This is a genomic window from Formosa agariphila KMM 3901 (genome assembly GCF_000723205.1).
GTDB lineage: Bacteria > Bacteroidota > Bacteroidia > Flavobacteriales > Flavobacteriaceae > Formosa > Formosa agariphila.
Genome location: NZ_HG315671.1, coordinates 2,018,307 through 2,033,311, shown reverse-complemented (window position 1 = coordinate 2,033,311; position 15,005 = coordinate 2,018,307). Strand labels below are relative to the sequence as shown.

Genomic DNA, 15,005 nt, shown 5'->3' with positions numbered 1-15,005 from the left:
TGTCATGAATACACAGATATAGCCTTTGAGCATTTTAGTCATACCACGTAAATATTTCAGATATTGAATCATAAATTTTATAACAAGCGTAAAAAAGAGCAACAGAGAGTTACAGCTATAATAGCAATTTGTGCACTTGCCTTTATAATTTTGGCTATTGGGATTTCTATCTATTCGGAAATTTATGGATTTGGATTTTTAGTGGTTATTATCACTTTGTCTATAATCGCTCCTTTTTTCGATATGCCTGCACTTAAAAAAAGCGGACGCATGGTTTATTATTCACCGCTATTCATATCCGAAAAACCAAAAAATGGTCTGATTAATATACACGGAGGTACTTTATTTGATTATTACTTTGTAATTGATCGAAAACTGAATGGAAAGCAACGCACAGACTTTATAATACAACAGTATTTAGAAGGCTTGTTACGTTTTATTGAAGCTAACGAAGCAAGTCCGTACCTTAAAATTCGTGGAACAAGCTATATAATTAATGAACGAACAGCAGAGAAAATAGGTTTTAAAATTGTTGAAACAGACCTATTGCAAAACATCATTCTTGCGTATAATTATTTTAATATTCTACTATCAAATTCTATAGCCAAAAATAAACTAGCATGGCCTAATTTGAAAAATACCAAAACATTTGAGGCTGATATGAGTCAGTTACTTGAAAGAAAAGAATATATAGCCTCATTAAACGCTTCTTTAAAACGAACTATGGCTAAGAGCGTGTAAACTGTAAATTTGATTTTTTTTCGAATCCGTTTAAAAACGTTGCAGTAATTACTAACGGCTGCGTTTAAAAGAAAAACGATGTATATTTATCCGTATTTTACAGTTAGTTTCTAATTCAAAATAAAATGATAACATTACCCGTTATAGCCTCAACCATTTCAGAATACGAATTGGGCGAATTTGCAAAAGATAAATACGGACTTCATAAAGGGTTTAACTGTAGGCTTTTTAGAACAGGAATGAATCATACGTATTTTCTTTCGGATACCGATACAAAATATGTTTTAAGAGTGTATAGTTACAATTGGAGAACGAAATCTGAAATTCAGGCAGAGTTAGAAGTGTTACACCTTTTACATGATAATAATTTAAGTGTCTCTGTACCTATTCAAGATAAAAATGGCGTATGTATTCAAGAGGTCCAAGCTCCAGAAGGATTACGGTATGTAGTCCTTTTTTCGTTTGCAAAAGGTGGAAAGATTAGATTTACAGACAGTGATACTTGTTTTGAAATTGGTTTATTAATGGCTAAAATGCATAAACTTACTTCTAATACTACCATTAATCGAGACTCTTACAATAGGTCGTTACTTTTAGAAATTCCTTATGAAGCTTTAAAATCTCATTTCTCTGAGCAATTACCAGAAATGGAATTCATTAAAACTATTGGTCAATACTTTAAAAACACAGATTTTGAAACGGGAAGACGTGGAGTTGTTCATATGGATATTTGGTACGATAATATGGCTATTACCAATGACAAGGCTATTACATTTTACGATTTTGATTTTTGTGGCAATGGCATACAAATTTTAGATGTCGGTTATTTTTGTAAACAACTATTTCACATAGAAGCGGATAAGAACACCTACGAAATAAAAAAGAAACATTTTTTAGAAGGTTATCAAAGTATCAGACCATTATCAGATTCAGAATTAAAACTAATCCCTAAAGCAGGATTAGCAGTTTTTGTTTTTTATCTTGGTGTACAAGCCCAAAGGTTTGATTGGTCGAACATCTTTTTATCTGAAAACTATCTAAAAATGGTGTTTGTCGACAGACTAAAATCTTGGATTGCATATAACTCTATTAAAGACACAACAGCGGCTACTTCAGCAGGTATAAACACGCGAGTTCAATAAAAACAGATTGTATATAGTGTCTATAATGAATACCTAAATAAAATTTATCTGTCAGAACTTCTAGTGTTTGAACAAGAGATCAGGCACGAATAAGTTTATAAAAAAAATATTCAGAGACTTAAAAAATACCGTTACTAACATTTCCATTAAATATTGGAAAAGTAAACGTAGTTTGGTGAGATACTCAACTATGAGCAAACCGAAGGTATAACATCAAAAGCCTTATAAAGTAAAATCATTTAGGTACTGTTTCATTTTATCACATTAATAGAAATCAAACGTAAAGGGTGTAAAAATAATTCCTTAATTTTAGGCTAAACCTAGATGTATTATCGGTTTATAATATTTAATGATTTATAGGAATCATTTAAGATATATAGTTACAACGATAATTAGAATTGATGGATAAAAAATGAATAAACCGGTTGGCATAATATATTCTTCTACAGACGGACAAACGCTTAAAATTTGCCGACGCATTGCAGTACATCTTGAAGATTTAGGTTTTAAAACAGATGTGATTGATATCGCGTCGTTTCATACTAAAATTTCTATGTACTCTAAATTGATTATTGGAGCAAGCATTAGGTATGGAAAACATCATAAAAATGTAAGTGCGTTTATTAAAACACACCAGCAAGACTTAGAACGTATAGACACAGCATTCTTTTCCGTGAATTTAGTCGCAAGAAAGCCTGATAAAAATACTTTCGACACCAATCCTTATGTGATAAAATTCTTTAAAAACCAGGATTGGAAACCTAAACGAATCGCGGTTTTTGCAGGACGACTAGATTATACTTCGTATTCTTTTTTTGATAGACTAATGATTAAATTGATAATGAAAATAACAAACGGTCCTACAAAATCTGATCACCCGATAGAGTTTACAGATTGGGAACGTGTAAAAGATTTTTCAACAAAGATGAGTCTGAATTAAAGACCTAAAACAATGATTAAACGTTTAAAGCTTAATACAATTAAGGTACATTTTATAGTCATGGTATTTTTATCGTTTCAAATGTTTTCTTGCAAAGATCAAGTGAGCGAAAAATCAGAAACTAAAAGTGTAGAACCTAAAGTATATAATCATCCTTTAGTATTTAATCAAACTACAACTTTTCCGCAAATTCATACCAACTTAAATGGTATTGTAAGCGAGTTTGTAAGAGTGATGCATCAGGATAAAACAGGAAGCTATTGGTTTGGAACAAATACAAAAGGCATTATACTTTACGATGGCAAAACTCTTGAAAATATAATACTTGAAAATCAACATAACGGAGTGTCTGTTAGAGAAATTGTTGAAGATAAAGTTGGCAATATTTGGTTTGGAACCTCTTCAGGACTTATAAAATATGATGGAGAAACGTTTACCACATTTGCTACAGAACTTGGTTTACAACATGAAGAAATATGGGGTTTAACAATCGATTCAAAAGGACTAATTTGGGTTGGAACGCTTGGTGGTGTAAGTACTTTTGATGGAAAAACTTTTACACCATTTGCATTACCCAATATAAGCGTTGAAAAACCGCAACATATGCTCTCTGATGTACTGGTTAAAAAATTTATAGAAGACGGAAACGGCACGATGTGGCTAGTTACCGATGGAAATGGTATCTTTAAATATAGTCACGATGAATTTACTCATCTCACAAAAAAGAATGGACTAACAGACAATAATGTTGCTGATATTATAGAAGATAATCAAGGTAATATTTGGATTGGGACTTATTATGGAGGCGTAAGTAAATTTGATGGGAAAACATATACTAACTTTACAAAAGATGGGATTATTGAAGGAATAGAAACCTATAATTTTTGCAAAGACCGTAAAGGAAATATTTGGTTTTCTGCTGAAAATTATGGCGTATATCGCTACGATGGCACTGAATTTACTCACTTTACAACCGAAAACGGATTAACGACAAACACGGTGCAAAGTATACTCGAAGATAACAAAGGACAACTTTGGTTTGGAACCTGGCAAGGTATAAGTATTTACGATGGAGAAACATTTAGTAATGCGATAGACAAAGCACCTTGGACTCAGTAAAAATAAACGCATCACTACCAAAATCAGATTTAAATTAATTACAATCTGCTTTCAATTTGTAGGATCTCATGCTTGTTTAACTGAAATGAATAAGAACAGTATAACAGAAACAATGTGTGAAAATTATTCCTTAATTTTAGAGTAAATCAAAGATTAAGTCTAGAAATCATATTTTGTATCATGTTAGGTCGGTTCGGTTTCCAAGACTATTTATTTTAAACGAAAAGTTATACAAGATATACTAGAATTACACTTTTATAATGTAAAACTAACAGATCAAACGGGTTGCATTTAAAATTGAATATGATCTTGACGTTTACAGATGTCTAGTATTGCTCGCATAGCACATTAAACCTTATGTAAGATGACACACCTATTAAAATTTTTCAGCATACTAGCTATTTGTTCTTTGCTAGGTTGTAAACAAGATAAAACCCTTGCAAGCATTGAAACAGCAGTTGCAAGTAAAAAAGTTGCTCCAATACCACGAGATAAAGCGTTTAAAGACTATTGGTATTCGGGAACCGCAGAACTAAGTAGTTACACTTTAAAACAATCACGGTATGGTGAAGTTCGTGAGGGTGAAGTGGTGCTTGTATTTGTAACAGAACCATTTTCATTAAGCAAACAGGTTAAGTTGGACCGTCCGAAAGACGCAGGCACAGACAACGTTTCTGTTATGAAACTAAATAATATTAGGACGTTTAATACAGGGATTTACGATTACTCTATAGTAACATCTTCATTTACGCCTATAGATGTACAAAACCATCCCAATACCTTAAAATTAAATACCAGTATTCAAGAGTGGTGTGGGCATACGTTTACGCAACTTAATTTGGCAGATACGCATTATACGTTTAAAGAATTTTCTTATTTTGAGTCTGAAGGCGATACAGAAAGAGATATTCCGAAAGCACTTTTAGAAGATGAACTTTTAACACGAATTCGCATCAACAACGGACAATTGCCTTTGGGAGAAACCGACATGATATTATCTACCTTATACAGTCGCTTTACACATAAAAAAGTAGAGGTTGCTAAAGCTGATATCAGTAAAACAGAATCCGACGGCACCCTGCATTATACTATTGCTTACAAGAATTACGATAGAACGGTGACGATTGATGTTGAGAATTCATTTCCTTATAAAATAGTGTCGTGGACAGAAGATAACGGCGACGGATTAATCACTGAAGCTAAATTGAAAGCAAGCCTAAACGAGCCATATTGGAATCAGAAGAAATTAACCGACGAAAGCAAGCGCGAAGAATTACATCTTAAAAAGTAAAATAGCGCGTTAATATTACGTAGCCCAACTGTAACACTCTGAAACCGCTACAGTCTTTAATGAAATCCATAATATGTGTAGAATCCCGTTTAGTCTTGTCTTAGTTTTATTTTGCTTACAAACTCATGTTGCACATACACAAAATTTAGAAGCGGAAATAGATAAGTTATATCAAGTAGATAACAATTCACCTGGATTTTCTGTAGCCGTGTATCAAGGCGATAAAATTAGTTTTGAAAAACAATATGGAAATGCAAATCTGGGTTATAATATCCCAATTACTCGAGAAACTGTATTCGATATTGGCTCCATAGGTAAACAGTTTACAGCAGCTGCTATTTTATTATTAGAAGCAGAAGGTAAATTAGCGATTAATGAACCCGCATATACTTATATTGAAAACTTACCGCGTTATAAAAAAGGAAACCCGACGATAGAGCATTTGTTAAATCAGACGAGTGGTATAAAAGAAGTCGATTCTTATCTTGAGGTGTGCGATATTCACTGGAGAGATTACATTCGGCCTTCAATGCTAACTCATATTATTACTAACATTGAAACGCTTAACTTTACACCAGGGACTATTTTGACTACACGAATGCCAATTATATTCTATTATCGGCTATCGTAGAACAAGCCTCTGGAATGCCTTTTGAAGATTATCTGCAGGAGCATATTTTTAATCCGCTTAAAATGCGACATACTGTTCTAAATGTCGATGTTTATAGAACAATCCCTAATCGAGCTATAGGGTATACCGAGGATGGAGGCGAGTTGTACAAAACACATCAATACGGTTTGTTTTTTGCTGGCGACGGACAAATTATAACCACCGCTGAAGATATGTTTCAATGGCATCAGAATATTAAACATGCCACAATCGGTACAGCAGACCTATGGAAGAAAATGCACACCAAGGCCTCTTTAAATGATGGTACAATAATCGATTTTGGGTTAGGTGTAGAGTTTGAAACCCATAACGGTTATAAGGCTATGGGATTCGACGGCATGATTAGTAGCGGATTCGTATCGAAATACCTGTATGTACCAGAACTAGATTTAGCCTTCTTTACCACACAAAATACTTTTGATTGGGATTTTAAAGAGCGTTTTTTTAAGCTTGTTGATTTATATGTGCCGGTTAAAAAAGAAGTAATAACAAAAGGGGAGAAGCCAGTCGAATTATCACCTACAGAATTAAAACAATACGAAGGTTCATATTTATTTTATCGTTACGATGAAGACCGAAAAGCCAATACTATAAAAGTGAAAAACGGTGCACTTTATGCACAGACTTTAGATGGAGATGATATTGCGAAATTAATTCCACTTGGTAATCATACTTTTTTATTTGGTGAAGCAGGAAATGCTAAGATAACGTTCAGTTTTAGTGAAAACGAAACACAATACACTTACGATGAGTTAGCATATGAAAAACCTTGGGTATTTAAAACGTATCAACCTTACGAGCATTCACAGCAAGAACTTCAGGAATTCGAAGGACAGTATTTTAATAGCACGTTTCAAATTAGTAAAAAACTTCAGTTAGAAGATGGTAAATTGTATTTCTACTACAGAAATGGAGCATGGAAAAATAAAATGGATTCGCTCGCTAAAGATGTACTTGAAATTTCTATTAGTCCCATTGAAATTATTAGAGATTCCAACAATCAAGTCACCGGATTTAAACTTATGGGATTAGTTTTTGATAAAATTTAATGACAATTAATAAATACTGATACTCCTACAGACTAATTGAATATCATTTATATTTGTTTACTATAATATTTAACCCAAACTTTTATTTATTACAGATTCCAAGAACATGTTTATAGATCAAGATCAAAAATTTAAAGACGTACTTTCTAAAATAGAAGGGACTATTAGTGAACAAAGTTTTTTTAATACATTCTTAGAATTGTATCCGGAAGTTTGGAAAAAACATAAAGCTAACTATTCAAAATTTACTAGAAGCAAACAGTTCGGACAAACCATTCCGTTGCCAAAACCAGAAGTGTCTCTACGAAAGGAAATTAGGTTGTGGCTACAGAAAAATTATTATAAATCTTAAAACGTATTGCTATTTATATTTTACTCATGTTTATGTAATCAGGTTGCATTTAAGTCTAAAATAAATTAGTTTTTTAACATTTGTTAAATAGTTTCTTTAAAAAGTTTAAGAGTTTTGCGCTATAGTAGTATGCATTTATCCTTTAATAGCTATACATACTCTAAACACTCATTTTAAAATTCATTCAAATATGTTATATACTTTAAATATCAAAAACACCTTAGTCGTATTATTGTTTGCTATTCTTTTGGTCGGCTGTAATAGTAAAAATAAATCTGATAATTCAATAGTTAGACCTGAAGTACCGACAGCAGCAAAAGCATCTAAAAAAATATTGTTTGTTGTTACAAGTCATAGTGAAAAAGGAGATACAGGAGAGAAAACGGGGTATTACTTAGGAGAAGTTTCTCATCCTTGGAATGTACTACATACTGCTGGTTACGACATCGATTTTGTAAGTCCTAAAGGCGGAAAAGCACCAGTGGATGCCTTTGATTTGACAGATAGTATCAATAAGAAATTTTGGGATAACGATGTATATCGTAACAAAATAGAAAATACCAAAACCCCTAGTGACGTTAATCCAAATGAGTATGTTGCCATTCATTATGCAGGAGGTCATGGTGCGATGTGGGATTTTGCAGACAATACAGAAATAGCAGAAATAGCAAAACAGATTTACGAAAATAACGGTGTAGTAAGTGCTGTGTGTCATGGTCCTGCTGGTCTTGTAAATATTAAATTAAGTAATGGAAGCTATCTTGTAGATGGTAAAAAGATAAATGCTTTTACTAATGAGGAAGAAATAAAAGTAAAACTAGAGGATGTTGTACCATTTATGCTAGAAGATAAATTGAAAACACGTGGTGCTATTTTCGAAAAGTCGGCACCTTTTAATGCTCATGTTGTAACCGACCAAAGGTTAGTAACCGGACAAAATCCGCAATCTGCACATCGTGTTGGTGAAGCCACTTTAATTGAATTACAAAGATTAAATAAAAGCACGAAATAAATGAATGGAGAAAAAGATTTAGAGACGCTTTTAAAATCAATGAAACCGAAACTTAATGATGGCGAATTTGTGTTTTGTAAAGCTGAAAACTTGGAGCACATAAATTTGAGCCAAGTTATTATGACTTTTAAAGAAGAAGAAAGCATTACCGTAATTACAAAACAGGTAGTTGCAGACCAACTCCATTTAGATTATTCTTTTGTTGCTTCTTGGATTACATTAACGGTGCATTCATCATTAGAAGCAGTGGGGTTAACAGCTGCTTTTTCGAATGCATTATCCGAAAACGGAATCAGTTGTAATGTAGTAGCTGCATATTACCACGATCATATTTTTGTCGATGTAAAAGATACAGACAAAGCCATGGAAATTTTGAATGCATTTTCAAAATAGCACGTAGCTTTTTTAAGTGTTAATGTCCGTTTATTTAAATATTGGTAGAATCTTATTCAACTCAATAAGAACAAGATAATTTTAATGGCTATATTTTACCTCAACTGTACTTGTTGAATTGGGCATGAAAAAGTTATACGATGGTTCTGCATAAGGTGCTTTCGGATTTTCGTTTACTTGTAGCACTTCACCTTTGTTGTTTCTTATAATAAAAATTCAAACTTAAATGTTCTGCTTTATGAAATTCGGCCTCATCTAATTTATATACAGATGAGCAATTTCAAAAACGGTATGCATTTAAAAATCTCATGTTTATTACAATTTTTCATTGATTCAAAACCACTTTCTATTGATAATATTTGAATTCTATAAATAGAAATGTCACCTTTGATTTATTACCAATTGGTTTTAGCATAAACGGGTTTAAATGAATAAAACAATCTTAAATACACAACGGTCTCGATTTTTCGAGTCTACTTTTATCTTTCTGTTTTGGATATTATTGTTCGTTTTACCGCTATTTTATCAGTGGATTAATAGCCATACCATCCGGTGGAATGTCATCTTTAACGTTTGGATAGATTACTTACCACTATTACTTATTTTTTGCATTAACAGATTTATCTTAACGCCTTTTTTACTTTTCAGAAATAAGAAAATTCTATATGTTACTTCTGTAATTGTTGTTATTGCACTTACCGTAATGGGGTCTAGGTCGCTTAGAAGCAACATGCCATCTCAGAATAGAAATCAGACGCAAAAGCATGTCGGACTTCAATTTCCAAATTCAAACAAAGTTGGAAAGCCACATGGTAGTTTAGAACGGCAAGCAGGAGCAGGAACGTATCCGCCTTATGTCAATTTAATTTTGTTATCTATCTTATTGGTTGGTTTTGATACGGGAATGAAACTCTCTGTAAAGTGGGCAGAAACCCAACAGCAAAAAGCAGAAGTCGAAAAAGAAAATATTAAAAACGAATTGGCTTTTTTACGTAATCAAGTCAGTCCTCATTTTTTAATGAATACGCTTAATAATATTCATGCTTTAGTAGATTTTGACACCAAGGAAGCCAAAAGCTCCATTGCAAAATTATCTGTTTTAATGCGCCATTTGTTATACGAATCTAACAAAAAGCCTATTGCATTGTCCAAAGAAATTAAATTTATAGAGAGCTACGTAGAACTTATGAAATTACGTTTTCATGAAGATGTGAAAATTGAATTGAACCTTCCTGTAAATCCGCCTTATATTTCGATTCCAACATTGTTATTTACTAATATTTTAGAAAATGCTTTTAAATACGGTATTAGCTACGAGCAGAAATCGTTTGTACATATTACACTTTCTATCCACGATAGTGTACTCGAATTTACGATTCGAAACAGTGTACACGATAAATTTAAGACCACAGAAGCATCCGGAATAGGTATTCAAAATACAGAAAAACGTTTAAAATTATTATATAATAATAACTATACGTTTACATATTCCGAAATTGAAAATGTGCATTATTCAACCATAAAAATACCGATATGATAACGTGCATCGCTGTAGACGACGAGCCTTTGGCGCTTAGACAAATAGTGTCTTATATAGAGCAAACGCCATTTCTTCAACTTAAAGAAAAATTTACAACGCATTAGGTGTTAGTGATTTTCTGAAGGAACATCCGGTAGATTTACTTTTTCTAGATATTCATATGGCCGATTTAAACGGGTTAGAATTAGCGAAAACTTTAGAGCATCCGCCTCGCATTATTTTCACCACCGCGTATAGCGAATATGCGATTGAAGGCTATAAAGTAAATGCGATAGATTATTTGTTGAAACCAATTGAGTATGTCGATTTTTTAATGGCTTCTAATAAAGCATCAGAAACCATAACTAAGGAGCGACAGTTTGTAACCGAAGTGAAAAAGAATGACGAGTTCTTATTTATAAAATCGGGACAGCAACATATCCGAATCAATTTTAAAGACATTAAATATATCGAAGCTCAGAAAGAATATGTGTCCATAAACTTAATGAATGGCGAACCGGTTAAAACTTTACTTCGTCTTAAAAACATAGAAGACGTTTTACCTAAGGAACATTTTATGCGCATTCACCGTTCTTTTATCGTGAACTTAAATCATATCGTAACTGTAGAGCGGAATAGAATTATTTACAGCAGAAAGGAGTTTATTGTGGTTAGCGATACCTATCAGGATGCGTTTAAAACGTTTCTGAATAATAATTTTTTTAGTTAAATCTCAATAAACTAAAACTTTAATAAAACCCAAATACCATCATGCTGAATTCATTTTAGCATTTCATCTTAGCGTAAACAGATTAAGTATTGCGTTAGACCTTGAAGCTTATTCAGGGTTACGATTATAATATAGTCTTGTATTCATGAATTCCGTTGAAGGAAATCCGTCTTCTATTGATTCTCTTCGTTTTCAAAGACATGAATGTAGACCTTTACATACGTTAAATGTTAAGTTTATAATTATGGAAAAAAGGATAAAAAATACATTGGTTACGTAAGGCATGTGTATGGCGGTTTGGTATACGGCAGTAGGACAAATAACATATCCGATAGTAGATACAGGTGTAACTGAATTTTATAGTAACAACAATGTGATATCCGCTCCGCAAAGTGGTGACGATTTCTATGGTCAAGATGCTACTTATACAGGGAACCAGCCGTTGTATACAGATAATGGCGATGGCACCATTACCGATAATGTTACAGGTTTACTGTGGGAGAAAGATATGGGCGAAAAAATGTCTTTTGAAGCGTCTTTTGCAAAAGCCCAAAACTCTAATTTGGGTGGATATTCAGACTGGCGAGTGCCAACAATTAAGGAGCTTTATTCTCTAATCTTATTTACGGGTCAGGTAAAAGGGGCGAAATCTGGCAAGTTATTTATAGATACGCATTATTTCAATCAGTTATTAGGAGATACCACTATTGGAGAACGCGAAATAGATGCACAAACGTGGTCGTCTACAGTATACGTAGGACAGACAATGAACGGAGATAAAACCATTTTCGGAGTTAATTTTGTGGATGGCCGTATAAAAGGCTATCCTAAATTTAATAAACGAAAAAATAGTGAGAATACCATGTATTTTAGAATGGTTAGAGGCAATACGGACTACGGAAAAAATAACTTTATAGACAATGGAGATGGTACCGTGAGTGATTACGCTACAGGCTTAATGTGGCAAAAAGCAGATGATGGTAAGGGGCGTGATTGGGAAGCGTCTTTAGCGTATTCAGAACATTTAGAACTTGCTGGTTATTCCGATTGGCGTTTACCAAATGCCAAAGAATTACAAAGCATAGTAGATTATTCTAGGTCGCCACAAACCACAAATTCACCAGCTATAAATCCTGTATTTTCGACTTCAGAAATTAAAGACCCCGAAGGGAACTCTGGGCAATATCCATTCTTTTGGACCAGTACTACACATTTAGATGGTGTAAATCCAACTTCTAGTGCGGTGTATATTGCCTTTGGCGAAGGTCAAGGGAAAATGAGAAATCAGCTTATGGATGTGCACGGTGCAGGATGCCAAAGAAGTGACCCGAAAAGTGGTAGTAAAAATAAATATCCAACGTATTTCGGACCTCAAGGCGATGTGCGTTATGTATACAATTATGTACGAAGCGTACGGACCATCGAGATGTAAATTTTGCTAACGCTTATCTAAGATGAAGCGGGTTAGTCTGATTCTTTTTTCATTGATTCAATGCACGATTCTATTGATAGCGTTTTCATTAAACTTGGGTATTAAAGACCTTTAATTTATCAATACCAAAAAACAAAACAAAATGAATTTTGAATATTTAAAAACAACATTCAGTTTACTTGCTGTATGCTCTATAATGTCTTGTGGAGACGATACTATCGATACTGCTGATAATGGCGAAGACGGCGGAGGAGAAATCGGATTTACAGGGTTGAGTTACGAGATTGTAGATACGGGTGTATTAGATTTTTATGATAACGATGCCATAATTACGGCATCAGGTGTTGGCGATGCTTTTTATGGACAAGATGCTACATATATGGGGAATCAGCCATCGTATACAGATAACGGCGATGGTACAGTGACCGATAATGTTACGGGATTAATATGGCAACAAAATATGGGCGATAAAATGTCGTACGCCGATGCTGTTGCATTTGTTGAAACGTTCAATTTAGGAGGTTATTCAGATTGGAGAATTCCTACAATTAAAGAATTGTATTCGCTATCTAATTTTACCGGTCGTTGTTTCGGAGATGATGCTGTAGATATGTTTATCGATGTCGATTATTTCGACCAGCCTATTGGTGACGAATCTATTGGTGAACGAGAAATTGACGGACAAACATGGTCAATCACAGAATATGTTGGACGCGTAATGAATGGAGATGAAGCCGTTTTTGGGTTTAATTTTGTCGACGGACGCTTGAAAAGTTATCCTAAATACAGTCCTGCTACTGGAGCACCAAATACCATGTACTTTAGAATGGTAAGAGGAAATACAGCTTATGGGGAAAACGATTTTACAGATAATGGTAATGGAACAATTACAGACCACGCTACAGGCTTAATGTGGCAACAAGCCGATAATGGAGAAAACTATGACTGGGAACATGCCTTAGCCTATGCCGAATCATTAACGCTTGGAGGTCACAGCGACTGGAGAATGCCAAATGCCAAAGAACTACAAAGTATAGTAGATTATACACGTTCGCCACAAACCACAAATTCTCCTGCGATAGCCCCCTTATTTACCTGCACATCAATTTTAGATTATAACGGTAATCCTGGGCAATACGGTTACTATTGGTCAAGTTCTCCTTTGCAAGACGGACCAACGCCTTATACCGATGCGGTCTATTTTTGTTTTGGAGAAGCCGAAGGCTTAATGAACGGTCAGTTATTAGATGTACATGGAGCAGGAGCACAGCGTAACGACCCTAAAGCGGGTAGTACAGATAATTTTCCCGATACCTTTGGTCCGCAAGGCGATATTCGAAAGGTGTATAACTTTATAAGATGTGTGAGAGACACGAATTAATAGGATATCAAAACTTGATTTACCTCAAGAGAATGTTAGTAAGTGATTCAGGAATATATTAACATCAACAGTACTTAATAATAAAACATTTTAAAAAAGATACCAATGAAAATCAACTACCTTAATATATCATTACTACTTGTATTGCTGTTTTTAGTGAGCGCCTGCGAATCGGATGAGGTAGGACCTACAGAAACGGAAATTGATACGGAATCATCATCGAGTATAACAGACGGTTATGTGTTGTTTTCCTATATTGGAGACAGTACAACGCATCTTATCGATTCTTTGGGAGTAGATGTAAAAACATGGTCGTCAGAATACACATCTTCAGGAGGTAGTTATTTGTCGGAAAACAATACTTTATTACGTATGGCTAAATCCCCACTTGTAAATAATAGTTCATTCGCTACAGGTGGTTTAGTTGCCGGAAGAATTGAAGAATTAGACGACGACAGTCAAGTGATTTGGTCTATTGAAAGAACTAGCGACGAAGCAACGTTTCATCATGATTTTAAACAAATAGATGATACCACTATCATTGCACTAACTTGGCAACTTCGCGAATATAATAATTCGGATTATTGGAACGAAGTTGTGGTTATAATCGATAAAACGGATAACGCTGTACTTTGGGAATGGAGTGCAATGGACGACGGAAACATTGTTCCTAATAACACCAACAAAGCAGACTATTTACATTTTAATTCGGTTGACTATAAAGATGGGAACATTCTTATAAGTTCAAGAGGTCAGAATACATTATATGTTGTAAATAAAGACAGTAAAAGCATTACGCAAACTATTACGGCTTCTGGGGCTTTATCGGGACAGCATGATGCGACTTTTTTAGATAATGGAAACCTCCTTGTTTTTAATAATGAAGCCGGTACCAATACATCTGCGGTTTTAGAAATCACGCTGACTGATGAAGTGGTTTGGTCGTATTCAAACACTTTTTATTCCGACCATATTTCGGGAGCACAGCGATTGGAGTCTGGGCATACCTTAATCTGTTCTGGAGTAGAAGGACGTTTTATAGAGGTTACAGAACAGACGATGAGGTTTGGGATTTTACGCCACAAACTACAAATAAAAAGTCTGAAATTTTTAAAGTGCGTAAGGACTCTAGTTATTAGTTAACTTCAAAGTGAATAAAAAATAAAACGATTCAAGTCAAGTGTGTTTTAAAGAGACTTGATTTGAATCGTTTTTTTTATGAGGGATAAATGGA

At 34.0% G+C, this 15,005-nt stretch carries 15 protein-coding genes; all 15 read left to right on the top strand.

Annotated elements, in window-relative coordinates; all coding sequences use genetic code 11:
- Window positions 1-63 precede the first annotated feature (63 nt).
- The 15 genes from BN863_RS08845 (at window position 64) to BN863_RS08775 (ending at window position 14,914) form a co-directional block, all read left to right on the top strand.
- Complete coding sequence (locus BN863_RS08845; protein ID WP_038529689.1) at window positions 64-741, top strand: hypothetical protein; 678 nt, start codon at window positions 64-66, stop codon at window positions 739-741.
- A 125-nt stretch (window positions 742-866) separates the two neighbouring features.
- Window positions 867-1,883: a phosphotransferase gene (locus BN863_RS08840; RefSeq protein WP_051774640.1), complete on the top strand. Its 1,017-nt coding sequence runs from the start codon at window positions 867-869 to the stop codon at window positions 1,881-1,883.
- Between the two features lie 412 nt (window positions 1,884-2,295).
- The gene (gene hemG, locus BN863_RS08835) at window positions 2,296-2,823 is read left to right on the top strand and encodes a menaquinone-dependent protoporphyrinogen IX dehydrogenase (RefSeq protein ID WP_038529687.1); all 528 of its coding nucleotides are present in this window, start codon (window positions 2,296-2,298) and stop codon (window positions 2,821-2,823) included.
- Window positions 2,824-2,835: 12 nt separating this feature from the next.
- Window positions 2,836-3,942 carry a ligand-binding sensor domain-containing protein gene (locus BN863_RS08830; protein WP_038529685.1) on the top strand — a complete coding sequence of 369 codons (1,107 nt, stop codon included), beginning with the start codon at window positions 2,836-2,838 and terminating at the stop codon, window positions 3,940-3,942.
- Between the two features lie 364 nt (window positions 3,943-4,306).
- Complete coding sequence (locus tag BN863_RS08825) at window positions 4,307-5,233, top strand: hypothetical protein (protein ID WP_038529682.1); 927 nt, start codon at window positions 4,307-4,309, stop codon at window positions 5,231-5,233.
- A 73-nt stretch (window positions 5,234-5,306) separates the two neighbouring features.
- A complete protein-coding gene (locus BN863_RS18900; protein ID WP_038529680.1) occupies window positions 5,307-5,864 on the top strand; it encodes a serine hydrolase domain-containing protein in 558 nt (185 codons plus the stop codon).
- A gap of 14 nt (window positions 5,865-5,878) precedes the next feature.
- Window positions 5,879-6,952: a serine hydrolase domain-containing protein gene (locus BN863_RS08815; RefSeq protein WP_038529678.1), complete on the top strand. Its 1,074-nt coding sequence runs from the start codon at window positions 5,879-5,881 to the stop codon at window positions 6,950-6,952.
- 106 nt (window positions 6,953-7,058) lie between these two features.
- Window positions 7,059-7,304, top strand: coding sequence for a hypothetical protein (locus BN863_RS08810; protein WP_038529676.1), 246 nt, complete (start codon window positions 7,059-7,061; stop codon window positions 7,302-7,304).
- Window positions 7,305-7,494: 190 nt separating this feature from the next.
- Entirely contained in the window at window positions 7,495-8,316 is an 822-nt protein-coding gene (locus BN863_RS08805) for a type 1 glutamine amidotransferase domain-containing protein (RefSeq protein ID WP_084817503.1), read from the top strand.
- A complete protein-coding gene (locus tag BN863_RS08800; protein WP_038529675.1) occupies window positions 8,317-8,709 on the top strand; it encodes an ACT domain-containing protein in 393 nt (130 codons plus the stop codon).
- A 427-nt stretch (window positions 8,710-9,136) separates the two neighbouring features.
- Entirely contained in the window at window positions 9,137-10,246 is a 1,110-nt protein-coding gene (locus tag BN863_RS08795; RefSeq protein WP_084817502.1) for a sensor histidine kinase, read from the top strand.
- A gap of 91 nt (window positions 10,247-10,337) precedes the next feature.
- A complete protein-coding gene (locus BN863_RS08790; RefSeq protein WP_316930390.1) occupies window positions 10,338-10,958 on the top strand; it encodes a LytR/AlgR family response regulator transcription factor in 621 nt (206 codons plus the stop codon).
- 289 nt (window positions 10,959-11,247) lie between these two features.
- The gene (locus BN863_RS08785) at window positions 11,248-12,390 is read left to right on the top strand and encodes an Lcl C-terminal domain-containing protein (protein WP_197539175.1); all 1,143 of its coding nucleotides are present in this window, start codon (window positions 11,248-11,250) and stop codon (window positions 12,388-12,390) included.
- Window positions 12,391-12,532: 142 nt separating this feature from the next.
- Complete coding sequence (locus tag BN863_RS08780) at window positions 12,533-13,771, top strand: Lcl C-terminal domain-containing protein (RefSeq protein ID WP_197539174.1); 1,239 nt, start codon at window positions 12,533-12,535, stop codon at window positions 13,769-13,771.
- A 105-nt stretch (window positions 13,772-13,876) separates the two neighbouring features.
- On the top strand, window positions 13,877-14,914 hold the full coding sequence (locus BN863_RS08775) for an arylsulfotransferase family protein (RefSeq protein ID WP_084817501.1): 1,038 nt from the start codon (window positions 13,877-13,879) through the stop codon (window positions 14,912-14,914).
- Window positions 14,915-15,005 lie beyond the last annotated feature (91 nt).

Excerpts from the sequence above, each read along its gene's own strand:
- BN863_RS08825 (WP_038529682.1), top strand. The coding sequence starts at position 4,307 with ATGACACACCTATTAAAATTTTTCAGCATACTAGCTATTTGTTCTTTG.
- BN863_RS08795 (WP_084817502.1), top strand. The coding sequence starts at position 9,137 with ATGAATAAAACAATCTTAAATACACAACGGTCTCGATTTTTCGAGTCT.
- BN863_RS08810 (WP_038529676.1), top strand. The coding sequence starts at position 7,059 with ATGTTTATAGATCAAGATCAAAAATTTAAAGACGTACTTTCTAAAATA.
- BN863_RS08780 (WP_197539174.1), top strand. The coding sequence starts at position 12,533 with ATGAATTTTGAATATTTAAAAACAACATTCAGTTTACTTGCTGTATGC.
- BN863_RS08805 (WP_084817503.1), top strand. The coding sequence starts at position 7,495 with ATGTTATATACTTTAAATATCAAAAACACCTTAGTCGTATTATTGTTT.
- BN863_RS08830 (WP_038529685.1), top strand. The coding sequence starts at position 2,836 with ATGATTAAACGTTTAAAGCTTAATACAATTAAGGTACATTTTATAGTC.
- BN863_RS08785 (WP_197539175.1), top strand. The coding sequence starts at position 11,248 with ATGGCGGTTTGGTATACGGCAGTAGGACAAATAACATATCCGATAGTA.
- BN863_RS18900 (WP_038529680.1), top strand. The coding sequence starts at position 5,307 with ATGTGTAGAATCCCGTTTAGTCTTGTCTTAGTTTTATTTTGCTTACAA.
- BN863_RS08840 (WP_051774640.1), top strand. The coding sequence starts at position 867 with ATGATAACATTACCCGTTATAGCCTCAACCATTTCAGAATACGAATTG.
- BN863_RS08775 (WP_084817501.1), top strand. The coding sequence starts at position 13,877 with ATGAAAATCAACTACCTTAATATATCATTACTACTTGTATTGCTGTTT.
- BN863_RS08815 (WP_038529678.1), top strand. The coding sequence starts at position 5,879 with ATGCCTTTTGAAGATTATCTGCAGGAGCATATTTTTAATCCGCTTAAA.
- BN863_RS08800 (WP_038529675.1), top strand. The coding sequence starts at position 8,317 with ATGAATGGAGAAAAAGATTTAGAGACGCTTTTAAAATCAATGAAACCG.
- hemG (WP_038529687.1), top strand. The coding sequence starts at position 2,296 with ATGAATAAACCGGTTGGCATAATATATTCTTCTACAGACGGACAAACG.